General features: G+C 43.9%; 24 protein-coding genes and 1 other RNA gene. 4 read left to right on the top strand and 21 right to left on the bottom strand.

Annotated features, from left to right (window positions below; genetic code table 11):
- Nucleotides 1-135: 135 nt before the first annotated feature.
- The 14 genes from ffs to EKG38_RS13980 form a co-directional block, all read right to left on the bottom strand.
- An RNA gene (gene ffs, locus EKG38_RS14040) (signal recognition particle sRNA small type) lies at nucleotides 136-203 on the bottom strand.
- Nucleotides 204-451: 248 nt separating this feature from the next.
- Nucleotides 452-700, bottom strand: a complete 249-nt coding sequence (locus EKG38_RS14035) for a hypothetical protein (protein WP_126520851.1) — start codon at nucleotides 698-700, stop codon at nucleotides 452-454.
- 5 nt (nucleotides 701-705) lie between these two features.
- Nucleotides 706-882, bottom strand: coding sequence for a hypothetical protein (locus EKG38_RS24945; RefSeq protein ID WP_185826857.1), 177 nt, complete (start codon nucleotides 880-882; stop codon nucleotides 706-708).
- Between the two features lie 308 nt (nucleotides 883-1,190).
- Nucleotides 1,191-1,577 (bottom strand): hypothetical protein, encoded by a 387-nt coding sequence (locus tag EKG38_RS14030; RefSeq protein ID WP_126520850.1) that lies wholly within the window; start codon nucleotides 1,575-1,577, stop codon nucleotides 1,191-1,193.
- A gap of 22 nt (nucleotides 1,578-1,599) precedes the next feature.
- Entirely contained in the window at nucleotides 1,600-2,043 is a 444-nt protein-coding gene (locus tag EKG38_RS14025; RefSeq protein WP_126520849.1) for a hypothetical protein, read from the bottom strand.
- A 108-nt stretch (nucleotides 2,044-2,151) separates the two neighbouring features.
- Entirely contained in the window at nucleotides 2,152-2,508 is a 357-nt protein-coding gene (locus tag EKG38_RS14020) for a hypothetical protein (RefSeq protein WP_126520848.1), read from the bottom strand.
- 84 nt (nucleotides 2,509-2,592) lie between these two features.
- Nucleotides 2,593-3,249: a hypothetical protein gene (locus EKG38_RS14015; protein ID WP_126520847.1), complete on the bottom strand. Its 657-nt coding sequence runs from the start codon at nucleotides 3,247-3,249 to the stop codon at nucleotides 2,593-2,595.
- A gap of 43 nt (nucleotides 3,250-3,292) precedes the next feature.
- Nucleotides 3,293-3,913: a hypothetical protein gene (locus EKG38_RS14010; protein WP_126520846.1), complete on the bottom strand. Its 621-nt coding sequence runs from the start codon at nucleotides 3,911-3,913 to the stop codon at nucleotides 3,293-3,295.
- A gap of 50 nt (nucleotides 3,914-3,963) precedes the next feature.
- The gene (locus EKG38_RS14005) at nucleotides 3,964-5,421 is read right to left on the bottom strand and encodes a hypothetical protein (RefSeq protein WP_126520845.1); all 1,458 of its coding nucleotides are present in this window, start codon (nucleotides 5,419-5,421) and stop codon (nucleotides 3,964-3,966) included.
- 355 nt (nucleotides 5,422-5,776) lie between these two features.
- The gene (locus EKG38_RS14000; protein ID WP_126520844.1) at nucleotides 5,777-7,426 is read right to left on the bottom strand and encodes a hypothetical protein; all 1,650 of its coding nucleotides are present in this window, start codon (nucleotides 7,424-7,426) and stop codon (nucleotides 5,777-5,779) included.
- Nucleotides 7,426-8,163, bottom strand: a complete 738-nt coding sequence (locus EKG38_RS13995; protein ID WP_126520843.1) for a hypothetical protein — start codon at nucleotides 8,161-8,163, stop codon at nucleotides 7,426-7,428. The genes EKG38_RS14000 and EKG38_RS13995 overlap by 1 nt, the downstream gene beginning before the upstream one ends.
- Before the next feature lie 14 nt (nucleotides 8,164-8,177).
- On the bottom strand, nucleotides 8,178-8,549 hold the full coding sequence (locus tag EKG38_RS13990) for a hypothetical protein (protein WP_126520842.1): 372 nt from the start codon (nucleotides 8,547-8,549) through the stop codon (nucleotides 8,178-8,180).
- A 55-nt stretch (nucleotides 8,550-8,604) separates the two neighbouring features.
- Nucleotides 8,605-8,883, bottom strand: a complete 279-nt coding sequence (locus EKG38_RS13985; RefSeq protein WP_246033167.1) for a hypothetical protein — start codon at nucleotides 8,881-8,883, stop codon at nucleotides 8,605-8,607.
- 141 nt (nucleotides 8,884-9,024) lie between these two features.
- Nucleotides 9,025-9,336, bottom strand: coding sequence for a hypothetical protein (locus EKG38_RS13980; protein ID WP_126520840.1), 312 nt, complete (start codon nucleotides 9,334-9,336; stop codon nucleotides 9,025-9,027).
- A gap of 331 nt (nucleotides 9,337-9,667) precedes the next feature.
- Between EKG38_RS13980 and EKG38_RS13975 the strand changes: the two genes are divergently transcribed.
- The gene (locus EKG38_RS13975; RefSeq protein ID WP_126520839.1) at nucleotides 9,668-10,069 is read left to right on the top strand and encodes a hypothetical protein; all 402 of its coding nucleotides are present in this window, start codon (nucleotides 9,668-9,670) and stop codon (nucleotides 10,067-10,069) included.
- Between the two features lie 136 nt (nucleotides 10,070-10,205).
- Here the strand turns inward: EKG38_RS13975 and EKG38_RS24940 are convergent, their stop codons facing one another.
- From EKG38_RS24940 to EKG38_RS13955, 5 genes are all read right to left on the bottom strand, one after another.
- A complete protein-coding gene (locus tag EKG38_RS24940) occupies nucleotides 10,206-10,364 on the bottom strand; it encodes a hypothetical protein (RefSeq protein ID WP_185826856.1) in 159 nt (52 codons plus the stop codon).
- Nucleotides 10,365-10,373: 9 nt separating this feature from the next.
- The gene (locus EKG38_RS13970; RefSeq protein ID WP_126520838.1) at nucleotides 10,374-10,811 is read right to left on the bottom strand and encodes a hypothetical protein; all 438 of its coding nucleotides are present in this window, start codon (nucleotides 10,809-10,811) and stop codon (nucleotides 10,374-10,376) included.
- Nucleotides 10,812-10,953: 142 nt separating this feature from the next.
- On the bottom strand, nucleotides 10,954-11,634 hold the full coding sequence (locus EKG38_RS13965) for a recombinase family protein (RefSeq protein ID WP_126520837.1): 681 nt from the start codon (nucleotides 11,632-11,634) through the stop codon (nucleotides 10,954-10,956).
- Nucleotides 11,635-11,743: 109 nt separating this feature from the next.
- On the bottom strand, nucleotides 11,744-12,067 hold the full coding sequence (locus EKG38_RS13960) for a hypothetical protein (RefSeq protein WP_126520836.1): 324 nt from the start codon (nucleotides 12,065-12,067) through the stop codon (nucleotides 11,744-11,746).
- Between the two features lie 92 nt (nucleotides 12,068-12,159).
- Nucleotides 12,160-12,834: a hypothetical protein gene (locus EKG38_RS13955; protein WP_126520835.1), complete on the bottom strand. Its 675-nt coding sequence runs from the start codon at nucleotides 12,832-12,834 to the stop codon at nucleotides 12,160-12,162.
- A gap of 132 nt (nucleotides 12,835-12,966) precedes the next feature.
- Here EKG38_RS13955 and EKG38_RS13950 point away from each other — a divergent pair, with 132 nt between their 5' ends.
- The 3 genes from EKG38_RS13950 (at nucleotide 12,967) to EKG38_RS13940 (ending at nucleotide 16,717) form a co-directional block, all read left to right on the top strand.
- On the top strand, nucleotides 12,967-13,497 hold the full coding sequence (locus EKG38_RS13950; RefSeq protein ID WP_126520834.1) for a hypothetical protein: 531 nt from the start codon (nucleotides 12,967-12,969) through the stop codon (nucleotides 13,495-13,497).
- Nucleotides 13,498-13,593: 96 nt separating this feature from the next.
- Nucleotides 13,594-16,377, top strand: coding sequence for a DUF927 domain-containing protein (locus EKG38_RS13945; protein ID WP_126520833.1), 2,784 nt, complete (start codon nucleotides 13,594-13,596; stop codon nucleotides 16,375-16,377).
- A 10-nt stretch (nucleotides 16,378-16,387) separates the two neighbouring features.
- Nucleotides 16,388-16,717, top strand: a complete 330-nt coding sequence (locus EKG38_RS13940; protein ID WP_126520832.1) for a hypothetical protein — start codon at nucleotides 16,388-16,390, stop codon at nucleotides 16,715-16,717.
- 187 nt (nucleotides 16,718-16,904) lie between these two features.
- Here EKG38_RS13940 and EKG38_RS13935 read toward each other — a convergent pair whose 3' ends face one another.
- Both EKG38_RS13935 and EKG38_RS13930 read right to left on the bottom strand, forming a co-directional pair.
- Nucleotides 16,905-17,684 carry a DNA methyltransferase family protein gene (locus EKG38_RS13935; protein WP_126520831.1) on the bottom strand — a complete coding sequence of 260 codons (780 nt, stop codon included), beginning with the start codon at nucleotides 17,682-17,684 and terminating at the stop codon, nucleotides 16,905-16,907.
- 70 nt (nucleotides 17,685-17,754) lie between these two features.
- Nucleotides 17,755-17,982 carry a hypothetical protein gene (locus tag EKG38_RS13930; protein ID WP_126520830.1) on the bottom strand — a complete coding sequence of 76 codons (228 nt, stop codon included), beginning with the start codon at nucleotides 17,980-17,982 and terminating at the stop codon, nucleotides 17,755-17,757.
- Nucleotides 17,983-17,990 lie beyond the last annotated feature (8 nt).

Here is a 17,990-nt window from a genome sequence, read left to right as displayed (position 1 = left end):
CAGTTTTAATGCCTTTTGCAGCTTCCTTAGCGAATGCTTCTAGTTCTTTTTTGTTCATGTTCTACCTTCCATTGACCCATGTAGGGTACTGATTGAAAGGTAGTTACACAAAATTATTTACAGGCTCCCGCACCCCGGCACATGAGTCACTTGCTGCGGTTGCTCCCTTCCAGGCCTGGCCGAGTTCACAAGTTATCATTGCGCCTGAGTCACTGAGTGAGCGACTACTAACTAATTCAGAAATAACCTAAAGTAGATTAAGTTGTTAATGTACCACCGAGTGTACCACTGAATGCACTCCACTAGCTATGAACTCTGGCCAATAATATACGTAGACCTCTACACAGTTGTCCGTCCCTCACTTTTTGTGAATCTAAAGTACTTGAGCTGAATAACTCTGAAACCCTAACCATAATCGTTGCTTTGTTTTCCAGTACAAAGCGGCTGTGTTTCATTGCTTAAAGCCACCTTCTAGCTTCCAATCGTCTACCCGCTTTTGCTCCTCTGGCGTAAGCTTATTCTTTTCCATATACTTTGCATGTATTAGAATTCTGGCATTTTGCTTATCAGCCTGCTCTACCTCCCACTGCCTCATTCGTTCATCTGAGGTGTCTTTTAACCTCTCAGTCTTAGCTAACGACTCATCTGCGGCTAACTCGATTCGATCGTTTAAAGCCTTTAGCCATGTAAATAGTTTCATTTATTCTAATACCCCTTACTCGATGTGCATGAAACATTGCCCATGAACTCACTGCAGGTCGTATGGACAGGGGCGAGCTCTGCAGCAAGGCTTGCCGCCTTCAGGGTTACATCTAGAATCTTCCAAGCGGCATCTATGTTTGCGTCCGTGTCCGCCTGCTCACGCTTCCATTTAGCAGTCATAATATTGTCCATCTGAGAATGTAAATACCTACAAGCCTTACCTGATGCGCGATACTGCCCCATACTAATCCCCACTTGGTTGAATACCTCCTCTCTTTCTTTGAACCCTGACCAACTGTCAACCACCCACTCGGCTAGCTTTTCGTACTCAAGATATGTCTTCTTGCTAATGAACCTGTCACGCTCACAAATGACTGTTAACCCTGCTAGCTTTCCTAGTGACTCGGCGGCTCCGTATGTCATTGGCGGCTTGCTAGCGCATCCAGTGGCGAGTATTACTGCGGAAAGGGCTATAGTTACCATCCTCATTACTCGCAACCCTTAGAATCAGCACTATACAACCCTGCGGCAGTGTACTTAACCACTGTCAGGTGATGCTCAGAAAAGCCTCCTTTCTGATATTGTTCAATTACCATCTCTACTCTTAATAATGGCTCCTTATCTCGAAGTATCGGGGCCTGAAGGTGGCGAGCGCTATCACCAGCGCACTCAATAGTTGTACGTGAATCAGCCCTTGATGTGACTTTGCACAATGCCATTTCGTCCCAGCCATCACCAACGATAGCTCTGTCACTGTCTATGACCATGATATTAACCCCGTATATGTGACACTGACTCAGAGATGACGCCAACGCCGCAGAGGAGCATGTTGACAGCGTAATAACTGCAGTAAGCGCTATAGCGGTTTTTCTCATAGCTGAACCTATTTATCCGTATTCATGTGTAATTTGCAGGGGTATCGATATCAAACTCTAATCCGCCCCATTCATCGCTTACTGGCTCGGCCTCGCTTGAGGTGCAAACCGTTTCATCATCACCTACGCACCAGCGATATGAGCGGCTCTCAGACCTTGAGCTTCCATGCGTCCCCTTGATTAACCTCTCGACATACAGATATGTATAGTAATCAGAAGAGCAAACTACATCACCAGACTGAACAGTTGAGAAGTCTTTACCAATAACGAGCTCGACAGAATTGAACACATGCGATGATCCGTCGTACTCTCCATCATATCGAATGCCTATATCTGCATCTTCAGGCTTATAGGCCACGATGCCTTGGCAGCCGGTAGGCGTATCAAAACTATTGAACATATCTCTATGGAACGGCATGTCGTTTAAGTGCTCTAACAAGAGGTCTACTTTTTCAGTGAATGTCATAATTTATCCCCGCCAGTTTGCTTAGCGCTTTAAGGCGAAAGCGTTAACCATCAGGCCAATGTCACAAAAGATTGAATAACTTCAACTTATTGATCAATAAACAATCAATCAATTCCGCACCAGGTTATACTGGCAAGTCTTGCGGTAAGTGGTAATCATGTCTGCCTGCGCCTCTTCTGAATTTAGGCCTCGTCCTTTGTTCAAGCCCTCAATGAGCCCATACTTTGCGGCGAACATGTTGATCACTTTTCCGCTAATATCATCCTCTGCGGTGCCTTTATTCTTTACTGAAGTGACCATGACTGCGAGCCAATACTCATTATGCTTCTCACTGCCTATATGCTTGGCGTAGGCCGCGCACATAGCTTGGTCTTCGAGTTTCATGGCTAGAAACTCATCACGCCTTTCGTCTCCGATGGCTCCGCTTGATAATAGTAAGCCTACGATGGCTACTAACTTCTTCATCTTTTAATACCTTGAAATATAGGTGCCCAGCGATTCGGGAACGCCCCTAGGCACAACATAATTATGTAACATGCGGGACTTGCATCAAGTGCCCCTGCCGCTTCCTCTACACAAGAAGCACAATCCATTCTCTACGTGGCTGAAAACTGACAAGTATCCTGAGCCATCACATCGTGGACACGTTCCACTGCTTCGTGAGTAGCTGGACGCAACGGCATTGGCAATCATTGCCGCATCTAACTTTGCCTTTGCCTGCCTCTTTTCCTTTAGTTTGGCAGCCCACCTTTCCTGTTCTTTAAGGCTTGACGCCTTATAGCGATCTTTAGAAAGCTTTAGCTGATCCTCATCAGCAGCAGCCGAAGCCACCCGATATGAGCCAACATGTTGGAGATATTTGGACACGCCATCCATCTCCGAAGCTTGAGCCGACCTGTAAAGGTGATAATCACTGCACCGCCACTGAGACGGAGGTAGGCATATAACCTTTCGAGTCTCACAGCTAATCAAAACCATGATGATGTGATTGCCTGCGGTGTTCCTATGGATTGACCGATCAAGATATGCCCACCCATCCAACTTAGAATGTACCCAGTAGTCAGTGTCCCTTAGCTCAAGTTCGGGAGCTGACTCTTCTTTGAAGATAGGGGGCAGCTTTGAGCGCCGCTCGGCATTTTTTTCGCCACTTTTAGCCACCGCAGTTAAGATAAAGAACACGACTACACCGCAAAATAATACCCACATCAACCTTGCTCCACGTTGGCTGAATCTAGCTTCTGTGTTGTCATCATGAGCCCGACTCTTCATTGGCGTCACAGACGTTGTACAGTTCAAGAACGTGCTTGCGAATAGGCTTATCGATGTTGATGATTCGACTCTTAGCGTCTATACCTCCTATTTTTAGTATCATTCTCTGTTCGTCATATATCTGTGCTGCCATTGCTTTGCCATTCCAAATGCTCATGCTAAATTCTGAGTTGCTGATCATGTAAGACTGATTCGGGCGATAAGCGTCCTCTGCCACCATCTCCCAAACGTCATACTTGCCCATACGAATAGCAAGTCGGTTGGCTCTTCCGTTCCACTCAGGCCGTGCTCTATCTTCTCTGTACCCTATAGTCAGTGTTGCCGAATTGCTATAGCAGGTAAGTCTCACAGACTCGATGGGATTCGTGTATATAAACGTGCCGTTGCTACCACTGTATTCACTAGAGTAGAGATGCAAAGTAGAAGACTGCTCATCTGTCATTGGATCAGTTAAGTGTGAGATACGGGAATATTGCTTTTCCTCCTTGCCCCCTGCTAATGCATCTTGCAGTTCTTGACTCAAATTAGTCTCTGCTACGGCTTGTGGCGATAATGTGAAAAGGACAAGTACAGTTAATGTTAGTGCCGGCCTAATACTCATTGATTACTCCTTGGATCTAATGTCTTGGCTTTCTTAGCCAAAAAGACAACTCAGTCATAGCAATTATCTTCAGATAAATCTGCTTCGGTGAGCCCACACTCATTCAAGTGTGTACCATCTTTGAAGTAAGTATTTCTAGCCCAACCGCCAGCAGTATGGAATAGCATGATTTGAGTTATGTTTTCATCATCAAAGTCATCGAAGCGCTGCAGCATTCGAGACCACCAACGAGACCCGTAATCCTCTGTATCGCGCAAATCACGAGTATTAAACGTAGCATAGAGAGCATCAAGTTCAGAGGTAGTCATTTCATCACCATGTCCGACTAAATGAGAGTACTCACCAGTCCCATAGCTGAACGCAAACGTTCCAAAGTTAAGAGGTACTTCTGACTCCAAATCGAAATCCGTATAGTTTAATTCATAAGTTGCATTCGATTCAGTCAGGTTCTCAGCGGTAGCGGCGTAACACGCATCCCAATCCATATTTTCAGACACACCCCCCGACTTAACATTGAATGTCGTGACAATACCAACAGACTCCTCAACATGAACATTCCATTCATCTCGAACAGCACAACTCGTTAGACCTGCTTCATTAATCGAGTACTTGTAGTCAATCTGGTAGAACTCTTCTTCTGTGTTAAAGCTTTCTTTCTTCCATCGCTCACGAAGCCCTGTTACTTTCCACTCACCATCCAAGTACTCATCTTTAGACTCAAGATTACCATTTGAGGTTTGAACAAAAGTACTTCTGTACCAAACATCATATGAAGACGCTTCGAGATCCGTAAAATATTCAACGTATGCAAAATCTGCTTCTGGATTCGCTTCTTGAAGCTCTACAGTTTCTGCATAAGATTTTTGCAGTGGCACTACCAGTGCCTGTGCAAATCCATGAAGCTCTGTATCACCCGACTCTACATAGTCGCCATACAACTCATCAACGGTAATGTTGTAACGGTATGCCACGCGACGCTCTTGGTCTTGTAAATTACTCTTAATTTCAGAGCGCAACTCTTCCTCTGCTAATATTTTTTCACATGACAGTTCACCAGAGTATTCCTTAAGTTGAATCTCTATTGCTTGCCATACAATCGTAGTTAACGGGGTAAGGTTAAGCAGGTCTTCGTTATTACTTCGTGTAAATTGAGGCGCGATGGTCATTTGATACGCGTTTTCAATGGGTGTATCAGGGTAGTCCAAATCTATCGCACCTACTGGAACATCAACTACGACAGGAACATATTCTGAGCACTCAGTATATTTAGATGGGATGGCTAAATCGAAATCTCCTTTCCCTTCTGTAACAACGCTTGGCTCGTTCGCTTCAAGAACACCATTGAAATTGAGATCTAGGAAAACTGTTGCCCCTACAATATAACCATCGATGACTTTTCCAGAAAGAAACAGGTTTTTGCCATTGTCGCCACTTGAGCTTGAACCACCACAACCGATCAACCCGATTGTAATTAAAGAAGCCAGAACTGTTTTGTATGTGCTATTCATTATTGCCTTTATTTCGATAAATTATAGTGGTCAACCTTTATTGACCACATGTTTACGCGCAAGCCAGTACCTTCGCTCTGACTCATTTGGTATCAAGCCACTATTTGATGCGGTCTGACTTAGCTCTAATATCCAACGGTAGAGTTAGTACGGAAACATAGCTTCACTAAAAGTTCCGTTACCTAATGATGGTACTCATTCGGTTTTAAACTTCTGAAGAAACGCTCCATAGGGGCATTGACGCTCCTATGTCCACAGCTATCGAAAATTCAATAAAATCTACCTATCGGTTACGACTCTAGTTTTAAAAAGCCGCCAGTGGAAGCAACTAGATAAGTTTAAAGATCTAAAATGGCTAGTTTACAGGTGTAAAATCAACAACTTTGTCGCCTTCGTAGTAATGTGTTTCAATGAGCTCTTCACCAGTAATCAAATTGAACGTAATCGTGTCTTTTTCATAAACACTGTTCTTGCTGAACTGATAATTAATAAAGGGAGCTTGTAACTTCAAAGACTCGGTAATCTCATCAACAACGGGATGTAATTGCTGCTGTAAAGCAACCACTTCACCAAGCCTTATTGATGTGCCACCAAACCTCTGTGATGTGTCACCATCCATACCTGTTGGATAGTTAAGCCCTGAGCAAAATAGAATTCCGTCTTTAATCTCCATATCACCATTTCCGCCTGAGTTCTGAGGTTGAACAGCTGTCCACGCATCCATATCCCAAACATTACAACGATTCCCAATGATATATCTGTCATCAACCACGTACTGTACAGCGTAAGCATTAGAGAATTGACTGTCGTTTGGGATAGGTAACCTTTCCCCTAATTGCCCATCCTCAAGCAGTTCAACGTGTGTATCTCCCAGGATTGCCATATACACTTTTCCCTTGAACACGAAAGGAGTATCGACATATTCTGATGTCCAGGAATTAACTATTTTCCCAGTCTCGATATTGACTTTATTGACCAAATTGCCTGCTGCAACATAGTAGACGTAGCCTTCATGCTTTAGCGCCCAAGTTTCATCTCTCCAAAAGTTAGGGCTGAAGTTTGGCACTAATGTCTTAAGCTGTGGGATCTCTTCCACCGACTTTGGAAGCACAAGCTCATACATACCAAGCTTAACTTCCACTCCTTGCCTTCCGGAAGCAATGACGAGCGGATTGTCACCGGCATTACGTGAACCCTTGGCTTTAACTAAGTATGGAGTAATAACATTATTATTATCCTGATATGCATACTCCGGCGAGTAGCCATCGGGATATTCAAATGCCCCAAGTTCAGGGTGTGAAATAAAATACCTTGTAGCGTATCTTACAGCCTCACAGTCTTCGAGCACGTCAGGGACGTTTACTAGCGCAAGGCTCCAGTCTCCGCCAATATCATTGATACGTTCGATCTTAATTGGCGCTGGCTCGGTGCAGATAGGAGATAGATCCTGCTCTTCACCTTCAACAGGTAGTATTCCGTATTCCGGTTCAACTGGCTCTACTGTATTATCGTTAGTGATACCAACAGAAATAGTCGGAGTGTGTCCAGCACTTCTTTGTCGAGTAACGGCTGTTGTCCCAATAGCTTTGTACTTATTTATATTCAAACTTTTAAGTATAACCTTCCCAGATGTTATTCCCTGGTCAGGCTCTGTTATATCTTCACCAGAGAAAGATACAACCTCAACATATCCTGTGGTACTTGTCTCCATAGCCCAAACTTGAATCCTTTCCCCCTTAGTTGGGGTAAAGTAAAAGGTGTTTCCTTCTACCCGAGGGTCTTTAACAACCCCTTGATAAGTATCATCGATTTTAAACTCAACAACATCGAACCCATCTGCAACGCAGCTAGCTTCAAAGCCCTTCGGTGCTGGGTTAGTACACGTAAAGCTGATAACAGGCACTTCTGGTTCTGGAACGACCGGAGTTTCTGGTTCTGAACTATCCGAACCGCCACATGCTGTTAATGCTGTTGCTACCAGTGAAGCTAATATAAGTCTTTTCATTAAAGTTTGATTCCAGTGTCTTCCGATATGAATTGCAGGGCAATGGTCGCCCAGTCTTTATCATGGTCATTAAGCATGTTTATACCGTTAACAAATAATAGAGTTTCGAGCTTGGTGCTGTCGTAGTGATACTCTGACCCACTGTAGCTGCATGTATCGTTAAGGCTTACACAATCAATGATTTCATCACCATTGCTGGTAAGCCTTACTCTTGTTGATGACTTACCGGCTTGACCGGTGCTCACAGTTAGGGTCACTGCGTGTTCTGATCCACCTGCTTGCCCTGTGAAGTTACTTACGGCTAGTGACCAGTAATACCTGTGCGTCCCGTTGCTGTCTTTCGCTGTTTGCAGCTGATTGACAAAAGCCCGAGTAGCTTCGTACTCAATGTATCCGTCACCAACATCGCCTAGCATCTCAGTCTCTTGGGCGTATGTGATGTTGACATCCTCAGGAAACACAGAGCCTGTCTCTACCGTTGTGCGGTGGTTGGCTAGTGACACATCCATCGGGCTTGTGACTAGGGGAGCGAACTCTTTAGTCTCGACATGTTCTTGTGAGCCATCAGAGCATACTGAGTACAGGCGCTCTACTAAGCCGTACTGGTCAGGTGATTTTGTGTCAATCCACTGTTCCGAACAGGTAATAGGTTCTGGAATTGCTGATTTGTCATCTGATGAGCCGCCACACGCTGTCAGCGCTGCTACTATAAGAGAAGCTAATACAAGTTTTTTCATTTTCTTTCTTTTCTCTAGTCAACACATTCAAATAAAAAGTTTACGTACCGTGATGCATGAAAAGTAGTTGAGCTTATTAACGAGCTTCCACTATTCATGTTGTATGCAGCCATATCTCCCTCAGACGAGTACTCCTTTATAATTCTGTACTTCCCATTACAGGCTTTATACATTCCCTTTAAGGTATCGTTTCTTCTACTCTTTGTTACAAATGATGCTCCCTCATTTAAATATGAGGCACGCCCTGGCAAGACCTTACCTTCATCTAAATTAACAGGAGCCCACTTAGAGCCCACGTCTTGATGTGAACCTGGTGGTTTTACCGATACAGTTGTGCAGGCCGATAAGGCTAAAGCCCCTATTGAAGCCAATATTACTTTTCTCATTACCATTCTCTTACTATAAAAAACCGTATCCTCACGGAGACGGTGGTCAAACGACCTAAAGCTTGTCTGCTAATTTCTTGCACTTATTGAGTGATAGCTTCCAAGCTCTCTTCTTCTCTTTATCAAAGTGAACCAAATAGCCATCACCAATCTTATTACGAGTGATCTCTTTTGATTTCGCCCTAAGCTTTAGCGCTCTAAGTGGCATGCTGTTATTGTCTAATCGCTTAGCGCACACGTGATACTTTGCTGCAAATGACGCTGCAACCTTTTCATCAAAGCCCGCATCAGCTCCGAATGACACTAATAGAATAACTGGTAGAATTTTTTTCAATTTCCTAGTTCCTTGGTTAATCATGATTATTACAATGTTGACGAAACCACCGACTCAACAGATAAAGGTTTCACAGTTCAATCCTATTAAGCTTTAAGAAAGCAAGGCCAATAAGGCCAACTAAAATACATATTTCAGCCATTAGTTCCCTCCCCTTTGTTCAATTGCTTGGTGAAGTTGTACAGCCCCAGAGATCCAGTGTTCACTCCCTTCTGATTGAGTGTCCATAAACTCAGAAAAACGCTCTCTTGCTGCGGATTCACTCTCGGCAGTAACGATTTCTATGTAGGAGTCTTCATCACCATAGTGGCCAGCCACAATCCACATGTTCTCAATGACATCAGTTACTGATACACAGGATTGACAAACAGGGAGTTCATTAACTTCTCGATGTGGGAGACCAACCTTGCAGATAGAGCAAGATGATAAGGTGCATGCATTTTCGTTAAACATTTCACTCTCACTTATTGGGTTTTGTCTTAATCGACTTGTAAGTACTGCTCGATACAAGTGCAAAGGTCGTTAAATATCCGCTCAACTATTTACTTGTAAGCATTATTAGCGCTGTCAGCGTTAGCCAGATGTTTATGAGATGGGCATTTTACACACAATCGAAAGGGAATCAATACAAGAACCCTCCAAAAAGCAGCATTTACACACTAATACCCCGCATATTTGGTGTAAGCCATACTTTCAACCAGTAAGCACCCATGGAGGGAATGGGATTGAGTTCCCTCCTGAATGGTTGTACTCTTGTCCAAAATAATACTTTGGAGATAAGTTTGTGGATAAGGTGAGTGATATCGGTGATCTCGATGAGCGCGAAGTCATGGAGAGTTTCAGAAAGATGAAACGACATGTTGGGATTGTCTATTTCATGAACCCAACAAGACTTGATTCCTATAGAAACATCGACGACCCGAATTATCGTGAGCCTACCAATGCCGAAGTTTCAGAAGTAATAGAAACCATGATCTTTATTGGTCACTGCAAGACTGACATAGCAAGAATGCTTGGCCTCAAAACAGCAAGCAAAGATAAGACCAAAGTGCTTAGAAAGTGGTGTGATGGCGAGCCAAATGATGTATCTAATATTCCTCATTCATCCTGGGTACACCTGTTAGTTTTAAGTGGAAAAATATGCCTATATAATGTGGTTCCAGAGGCTGGCTGGACCCGAGAATAAGCTAGGGATTATCATACCGAGAGAAGGCTATTTGAGAGTAACCACCTACTTAAATAGGTGGTTTAGCATCTAATATACTTAACTGCATTAGCTATTAGTCCGTTAAGTCAAAACGGGATTAAATCATCCTCTCAACTTACGACCATACGCTCCTTTGCACAAACGCCAATGCTTGACTCATCAACCACGATATACTCGCAAATACGCTAGCGACACTTGCTGCCACGCCAGCAGCATGGCTAATCGATGGTGAAATAACCGCTAAGGCTTGCTCAATCCACTCTAGTAATGACATCAGCCTCACCTATGCAGCGAGATTAAGTTGGGGTTCCAGGATAAATAGCTCCTTAACCCATGCTATAACCTGCTTTCCTTTCTCAACCAAGTAGTTCTTTGCTTCAACCAACTTTGACATGGCTAAGTAACCCAAGCCATACAGTGCCACCAGCAACTGACTCGCTTTATTCACGACCATATCTTTAGCCAAAGCAAATCCAGTCTTCACTTTCATCGCTCCATGAGTAACCGCTCCAATGACCCCTCGTCCTTTAACCGCCGCGACTACCGCAACGACAATTGAACCACCAGTAGCGACATAAGCCGCCCCAGCTACAGCAGCTGCAGCCACAACGACTTTTACTTGCTGTTTTTTCTTAGAGAAGAACTGAGTAACACTGCTCATGACTTTCTTGAAAGTGATGACGATTTTCATACCGAATGACACTGATTCTTGATTTTTCATAGTAGTTGCCTGTTCAAAATGATTGATAAATAAGTTAACGCTTGTAGGGATAGAGCGAGCTGAGGCGCAGGCCTGTTGAAGCAATTCGAGAAATGATTTTGGATTAGCCTTAAGTAAGTGCTTAAGCTGTTTTATTGATTGCTTACTGTGCTGCTGCACAAAGTTGAGGGTATTCTTTAGGTGTTTTGCTTTCATTATTCTTTAACTCTTTAGCCACGGCAGCGATGGTCATTCGGCTAGCACCGGTGATTTGCTGTATGGCGGTATAGGTATGCGAGGTTCGAAGTAGCTTGCCGATAGATGACCAAAGTACTTGGTTTCGTTTTCGGCCTTGATATTTATGGGGACTTTCAACTTTAGCTTTAGCGATACCTTCAAGGGTACGCTTACGCCTTAAGTCATAATCCTTCCTGGCAGTAGCAGCTAAGATATCGAGCAGCATGCCATTCACAGCCCTAAGTATTGATTTAACAAACTCATCTCCTTTATCTGCCTGTTTAAGGGCTAAATGACTCGTTGGCAAATCTAGGGCTACGATAGAAATCCCCTTCGATTCAATGGTGTTTTTGAGCTCTATCCAATCATCATTTTTTAGACGACTGATCCTATCCACTGACTCAATTAAGATAATGTCCCCAGCTGAAGCATCTGCTAACAAGCGAGAGAGCTCAGGGCGATTAAGCGAAGTTCCAGTGAACTTCTCAAAGTAGAACGATGCAATTTGTTGATTATGACTACTCGCAAACTCGGTAATCTCTTCTTTTGCACGCATGACGTCTTGTCCCACTGTGCTGACTCGTAGGTATGCTCGGATAAATCCCATCTTGATTTCCTTTGGTAAGAAATTGGTACTAGTGCGTGTACCAATAAAGTTAGGCCTATGATTTGACTTTATAATGTACCAAGTTACGGAGTAAGGGTTTGTCATAGGCTTAGTGGACTAATGTTGTGACGATGGCAAGACCATGCTGTGGCTTGATAGCTCTTGCTATATCAATGATGAAACGCTTGAGTCTTAGGTGAAAAGGTATGCCCTGCTGTTCAATTAACATCAAAAGGTACGCACGTTTACCTACTTGCAAACTGCGGTCACTGTAAATCCGTTGGTATTCACTACTGCGACTTTCAGCAGTGATTGAGTCAACCACCAGCTTGGCTTGTTCAATATTGGCAGGCGAGATGTCAGGCAATACCTGGAACACCACTTTCAACACTCGTTTTACTATTTTGTAGAGCCGTACAACTAGCTCAATCACGTGACCTCCTGAATTTCAGACAAAGAAAAAGCCCGCAAGATGCGAGCTTCATGTTGGGCGTGCACTCCCATAGTACTTATAACAAGGGATGCTTAAGGTGTTGAATTTGATTCAGCTTTGAGTTCATTAAGATACTCGCGAATCATAGAATTTATCATATAATTTTTCTTTCGATTTTTAATTGATTTGTCTTGAAGTAGAAACTCTTCACATAAAAAATCATCGACATCTTTAACTTTAAGGTTTTTCCCTGTTAATGCATCCTTATAGCCTGAGAACATTCTTAACAGATCTTTCTCATCTGCAGCTTTCAGTTCTTTAGCATATTTGAGGAGCCAGCTTTCTTTATTCATACTTGATTGTATAGATAACTGTTCTCGACCAATTCTGTGCCCTTTAAGAAAGAAAAATGTCGCACGTCGATATTCATCCCCCTCGAAAAAAGCTATTTTAGCGAAGTTTATTTTCCTAAGCTCTACGATAACCTGCTCTTCCATTTCTCCTGCAGCTTGACCAACCATATACTCCAATAGAATATCGGTTAACTCTCCAGGAAGTTCGTATCCTTGAGCCCTTCCATTTAGCGCAGTCACAAGTATGCTATTGAATAAGGCTATATGCTTTTCGTGAGTATCTCTCTGTTCAAATGTAGCTCTTTTCACCCCACGACTTTGGTATTGTACCTCGAGCCTTTGACCACGATTATAGGTGTGTAACCTTAGCAGTATTTCCCTGTCAAACTCATTTTGTGTATTAATTTCAGGCAAAATGCACCTCCTATAAAGTAGGGAAACGAAATTACATTTTTGTTTCCTTTTTACTAATACCTCGTTCATTCAACATATGTCGAACTTGAACCGCAAGTACTGGATTTGCGGTCATACTACGAGGTTTAAATCATGAAAACTATTAACCCGATAGCAATAACTACAAGTCTGGAAGGTGAATCCTTCCTCCCCTTCTTCCTAGACTGCTCTCCTGCAGAAGTAAAACTAGACGAGCAAATTGCTCAAAGGTATTTGGATAGTTACTTACCTGGAGCAGCTATAACAACCTCGGTAAGAAGCAAGCACCTATGGGAGGGTCAATTAGGTCCTGACTATTTCGTGCTGTACCAGTCAAGCGCTTCTCTCATAGCCATCCATGTAACTCAATCTATGGAGGTTAACTTCGTTTGCCACAGTGAATTCTGGAATACAGAACATTGGGATTGGTCTGAACCATTAGAGTGTCTTACAGACTTCCACTTTCAGCTTACCGACTTAAATGACTGGAATCTAAATACGGCCTCGCAAATGAGACAAAGTGCTATTAACGCACTTGAATGGTGGCAGGTAGAAGTCGAGAGAAAATCCATCGATATAAAGCTGGGTGATCTAGAAATATCTCCCTGTGATAATGGTTTTTTCCATTATCCACAACTTCACTGACTTGCAGGCTGTTTCCTGCAACGGTGAAAGCCTTACTGATAGCTCAAACAATCTAGTGGCAGCTCAATTAGCTGCCATCATCAATTGGAGATTTAAATGAATACTGAAACCACCGTAACCGAAGCTGAAACGGCTATGGTTACATCAAGTGTAGACTCAAACCCTTGTCCACTAAGGCTTGTAGAGGATGTAACCAATGTTACCGATGTAACCATCTCAAACACTAACCATGAGGAAGAGTTGTATTCCTACATGGTTAGTAAAGGCTCTATGGCTGAAGGCGCTGAAGCTACTGTCAATAGTAGCGGCTTTTGGCGTTTTGATGATCCTGAAGACGCACAGGGTAAAAATACGGGTTGGTGTATGCCATTTTACTCTGAAGACGGTGAGCTTACGAAGGCGATGTTCGGCACTCACAGAGCCGAAGATGAACATCAGTTCTGGGAATCAACTGGCTACGACGCTTTAACTGATGATGAAAAGTCAAAGTTCAATACCCAAATGGATGAACGCCGAGCAATGCTAGCAGAAGAGAGAGAGTCAGCCATGTCTGAAGCTCGAGAAAAGCTTCAGTCAATATTGGTTAACTGCTCAAAAGCAACGTGTCATCCATACCTTAGTGACAAAGGGGTGGCTTCGTATGACCTATATCAGGGGGCAAACGATGAGCTTTATGTTCCATTTCACGATATTGATGATAACTTTGTTACTGTACAGCGGATCAAGCCTGATGGCACTAAACGTATTTGGGCTGGATGTGGGAAAACGGGTGGCTTTCTTAAGATTGCTGGTGATAGTCGTGTCATTTTGATAGCAGAAGGCTATGCCACTGCAGCTTCACTGTTCGAGGCAACCGGGTATACCTGCATCATGGGCATCGATGCGGGCAACCTTGTACCAGTAGCTAAGGCAATAAAAGAAAGGTACTCCAATTCAGCTATTGTAGTCTGTTGTGACAACGATCAATTCAAGTCCCAGAATAAGGGAGCTAAAACAGGCAAACTAATCTCAGACACCTTAGGTATTCCCTTCATACTACCTCAATTCGAAGACCTGTCGAGTGAACCAACTGACTTTAACGACTTAGCACAACTCGAAGGAGATGGCGTTGTTGTTCAGCAGTTAGACGATATTATCGAGCAGGCTAGGCTACGAATACCTCCAGGTTTTTCCTTAAATCCAACGGGGATCTACCATGAAGTAACGACCAAAGACGGCTCTACTTTTGATAACTGGGTGTGCTCGCCCTTGAAAATCACAGCACTAACCCGTGACATCAATGGTGAAAGTTGGGGGCGATTGATTGAGCTTATCGATAAAGACGCTACCACTCATCGCTTTGCCTTGCCGATGACAATGTTGACAGGTCAGCCTACTGATTACCTAAAGCCATTGGTAGATAGGGGACTGACATACAGCCATGAGCAAAGGAATGACCTTCACTATTATCTGTCTCAAGCAAATCCAATAAATCGAGCACGATGTGTTGATAAGACAGGCTGGTTCGATAACATCTTTGTGCTGCCGAATGATGTAATAGGCGAAGCAGAGGAAACGATCATCTACCAATCACCTTCATCGCTACCAAAAGGGTTTGAAGTATCAGGCACGATTGAGCAATGGCAAGAACATGTTGCATCTCTTTGTGTAGGTAATAGTCGGCTAACATTTGGGGTTTGTGTTGCTTTTGCAACAGCATTACTTCCAATGCTAGATGGTGAATCAGGTGGGTTTCATTTTCGTTGTGGCAGTAGTCGTGGCAAGACGACGATTCTAATGATCGCGAAGTCAGTATGGGGCTCTCCTGATGGACTTCCACGATGGCGCGCAACCGCCAACGGGCTTGAAGGTTTAGCCTCAACACATAATCACTCACTTCTATGCTTGGACGAATTTAGTCAGCTTGCAGAAGTGAGCCCTAAAGTGGCGGGTGAAGCTATCTACATGCTTGGTAATGGTGAAGGCAAACAACGCTCAAGACGGGATGGTTCCATTGGTAATCGACAAACATGGCAACTCTTGTACTTGTCGGCTGGGGAAGTTTCCTTAAAAGCGACCCTAGAGCAAGCTGGACTTACAGTAAGAGCGGGGCAAGAAGTTCGATTCATTGACTTGCCTGCGGATGCTGGGAACAACTTAGGAGTCTTTGATACCGTTCATAACTTTGCCGATGGCAACCGTTTTGCTATGGCAGTCAAAGAACACTCATTAAGTTTTTACGGAGTTGCGGCAAGGCATTTCATTCAGAAAATTGCCGCCAACTACGAGCGATATAAGGAGTGGCTTGTATCCAATGTTGAAGCGTTTACCACCTCCTTAGATCTGGCGAACGCAGATCCTCAAGTTCAGCGTGTAGCACAACGGTTTGCCATTATTGCCGCAGCGGGCGAACTTGCCAGCTTATTAGGTACGACAGGTTGGGACGAAGGTATGGCAAATTGGTCATCTACAGTTTGTTTTAGTGCCTGGCTTGAAGAGCGTGGAGGTAGCGAGTCCCACGAAGAGACACAAGCATTGGACACGGTTAAAGGCCGACTGCTAGAACACGGTACCTCAAGGTTCATCAATGACGACGGACGCCCCCAGAATGGTGCTGTCTGGGGGAATCAAATGACAGATGGATACTACGTTTTTACTAAGGCATTTTCAGAACATATCTGTGCCGGACTGGACCCGAAATATGTCGCGAAACTGCTGAATGATCGTGGCCACCTAGGGACAAGTGGAGGCCGACTGACAAAATCCAAGCGAATTGATGGCAGACCAGTAAGGTGCTACCACATTTTACCAAGCTTGTTTGCAGATGATGAAGCTGTTCAAGATGAGCCAGAGCAACCTGAACCGTCATCTGACAATCAGTTTGATGAATATACTGTATAGGAGAGTAAAAATGAGCCTACACCTTTTAGGTAGAGTTGCCCTACCCTATTGTTTAGAGTTACTCGGCGGCAACTGCATTCGTGTACTTAATCGTGAATATAGCCCTATCGGGTTTGCGACTGAAAGACTCACTTTAACGAGTGAAGTCGAAAAGCACACAAGGTTAAAACTTCGACCTAGTGACATTGCAAAGCTAAAAAAGCTGGCAGTATCTCCAACCGAAGAAAATTGGATCTTTCTTTATGATGACAAATCGAGTCCTGACCAGTCATCCACATTGATGGATGCATATTTCGGTAAGTTAAAGGTGCTAAGTTCTATCGAATTGCTACCCGACTAAAGTCGCTGTTACTGGCGGTTACATTGGTTACTTTGGTATCAGCAAAAGTATCAAGTATATTCTGCTATTTTTTAAGTGCCCGTGTAACCCATCTTTAACCGATGTGGTTACACGGTTACATAACCAATTTAATCAACGGCTCAACACAGCTCTATCATCCACAAAGTACCTCGCTAGCATCACGCCACTATGTCATCAGAGATAATGTAGAGGGTATCCGTTGCTGTTGATGCATGGCTTGCTTTCGCACCAAGTTAACTGGCACCCGCAGCCGTTCACTAATGACGTCGATATCAATGTCTGCTAACAACGCTTGATGAACCAATGCTTTCTGCTTTTCATTTAGCTTGCATCGTGGGTTATTTGCACCGCTAAAGTCATACTGAACAACCCCAAGTTCCCGAGATAAGCTATTGACCTCGCTTAATCGCAAACTGTGGACATATAGCGGCTTGCCACCACCGAGAATATCCAGCAAGTTCACAATTTGCAGCATAGCGACCTTTATCTTATTGCCCGATAGGTCCTCGCCCATGATGTTCAAACGGGCAACTGCTTTGGCACCACCGTCAAGGAAGGTCTGATGGATATGCGCTAAGGTCAACGACCCGCTTCCGCAACAAATATCAGCAAAATCCTCTAGCCCAGAACTACCGCCCATCATCTTCGCCATAAGCGTACTTAGAGCTGGTGGTGTACGAAAGAACGACAAGTGCCCTGAACCACCACACTCCTCCATTACATGCCCAATGAAATCCTCTCCAGGACACGTTTCCCAGGCACTTCGAATGACATGTGACAACTGATGGGCAATCTTACTTTGCGCTTCACTCAGAGGCTTTGAGGGATCATATAGCCCTGTTTGACGGTATGCCCAGTCATCGATGAACTCCGAAAAGAACCGACCATAACCGCTATACCTGTCGCCTTCTTGAACTAACTTAACGGCTTGTTGTAAATGTGACATTTCATAAACTCCAGATAGCAAAAAGGCCCCCGAAGGAGCCTTGATGGTGTGAATAGTTTAGATCTAAGATTTAACTAAAGAGTGCCCGCAGGCGTGATTCGATAAGTGCTTCGGTAATGTACCAGGGCTTATCCGTCACATCGACTTCAATACCTTTCGGTACAATTTTATAGTTCGCCACTCGCTTACCTTTATAGTGAACATGAGTACCAATTAAGCTCACATCTGGATTACTGATAGCTGCTCGGCTAATACGTCTTTCAGCGTCTGCAGGATTGGTTTGAATAGTAATTTTCATATCGGCCC

This window comes from Shewanella canadensis (assembly GCF_003966225.1).
Taxonomy (GTDB): Bacteria; Pseudomonadota; Gammaproteobacteria; order Enterobacterales; family Shewanellaceae; genus Shewanella; species Shewanella canadensis.
The sequence above is the reverse complement of the archived record's forward strand: the minus strand, read 5'-3'. Positions and strand labels throughout refer to the sequence as shown.

Bases quoted from the DNA above. Each gene is read 5' to 3' on its own strand.
- EKG38_RS13990 (WP_126520842.1), bottom strand. From the start codon at position 8,549: ATGAGAAAAGTAATATTGGCTTCAATAGGGGCTTTAGCCTTATCGGCC.
- EKG38_RS24940 (WP_185826856.1), bottom strand. From the start codon at position 10,364: ATGTCATTACTAGAGTGGATTGAGCAAGCCTTAGCGGTTATTTCACCA.
- EKG38_RS13950 (WP_126520834.1), top strand. From the start codon at position 12,967: ATGAAAACTATTAACCCGATAGCAATAACTACAAGTCTGGAAGGTGAA.
- EKG38_RS14035 (WP_126520851.1), bottom strand. From the start codon at position 700: ATGAAACTATTTACATGGCTAAAGGCTTTAAACGATCGAATCGAGTTA.
- EKG38_RS14000 (WP_126520844.1), bottom strand. From the start codon at position 7,426: ATGAAAAGACTTATATTAGCTTCACTGGTAGCAACAGCATTAACAGCA.
- EKG38_RS24945 (WP_185826857.1), bottom strand. From the start codon at position 882: ATGACTGCTAAATGGAAGCGTGAGCAGGCGGACACGGACGCAAACATA.
- EKG38_RS13935 (WP_126520831.1), bottom strand. From the start codon at position 17,684: ATGTCACATTTACAACAAGCCGTTAAGTTAGTTCAAGAAGGCGACAGG.
- EKG38_RS14020 (WP_126520848.1), bottom strand. From the start codon at position 2,508: ATGAAGAAGTTAGTAGCCATCGTAGGCTTACTATTATCAAGCGGAGCC.
- EKG38_RS14030 (WP_126520850.1), bottom strand. From the start codon at position 1,577: ATGAGAAAAACCGCTATAGCGCTTACTGCAGTTATTACGCTGTCAACA.
- EKG38_RS13970 (WP_126520838.1), bottom strand. From the start codon at position 10,811: ATGAAAAATCAAGAATCAGTGTCATTCGGTATGAAAATCGTCATCACT.
- EKG38_RS14015 (WP_126520847.1), bottom strand. From the start codon at position 3,249: ATGTGGGTATTATTTTGCGGTGTAGTCGTGTTCTTTATCTTAACTGCG.
- EKG38_RS13980 (WP_126520840.1), bottom strand. From the start codon at position 9,336: ATGTTTAACGAAAATGCATGCACCTTATCATCTTGCTCTATCTGCAAG.
- EKG38_RS13995 (WP_126520843.1), bottom strand. From the start codon at position 8,163: ATGAAAAAACTTGTATTAGCTTCTCTTATAGTAGCAGCGCTGACAGCG.
- EKG38_RS14005 (WP_126520845.1), bottom strand. From the start codon at position 5,421: ATGAATAGCACATACAAAACAGTTCTGGCTTCTTTAATTACAATCGGG.
- EKG38_RS13940 (WP_126520832.1), top strand. From the start codon at position 16,388: ATGAGCCTACACCTTTTAGGTAGAGTTGCCCTACCCTATTGTTTAGAG.
- EKG38_RS14025 (WP_126520849.1), bottom strand. From the start codon at position 2,043: ATGACATTCACTGAAAAAGTAGACCTCTTGTTAGAGCACTTAAACGAC.
- EKG38_RS13965 (WP_126520837.1), bottom strand. From the start codon at position 11,634: ATGGGATTTATCCGAGCATACCTACGAGTCAGCACAGTGGGACAAGAC.
- EKG38_RS14010 (WP_126520846.1), bottom strand. From the start codon at position 3,913: ATGAGTATTAGGCCGGCACTAACATTAACTGTACTTGTCCTTTTCACA.
- EKG38_RS13945 (WP_126520833.1), top strand. From the start codon at position 13,594: ATGAATACTGAAACCACCGTAACCGAAGCTGAAACGGCTATGGTTACA.
- EKG38_RS13930 (WP_126520830.1), bottom strand. From the start codon at position 17,982: ATGAAAATTACTATTCAAACCAATCCTGCAGACGCTGAAAGACGTATT.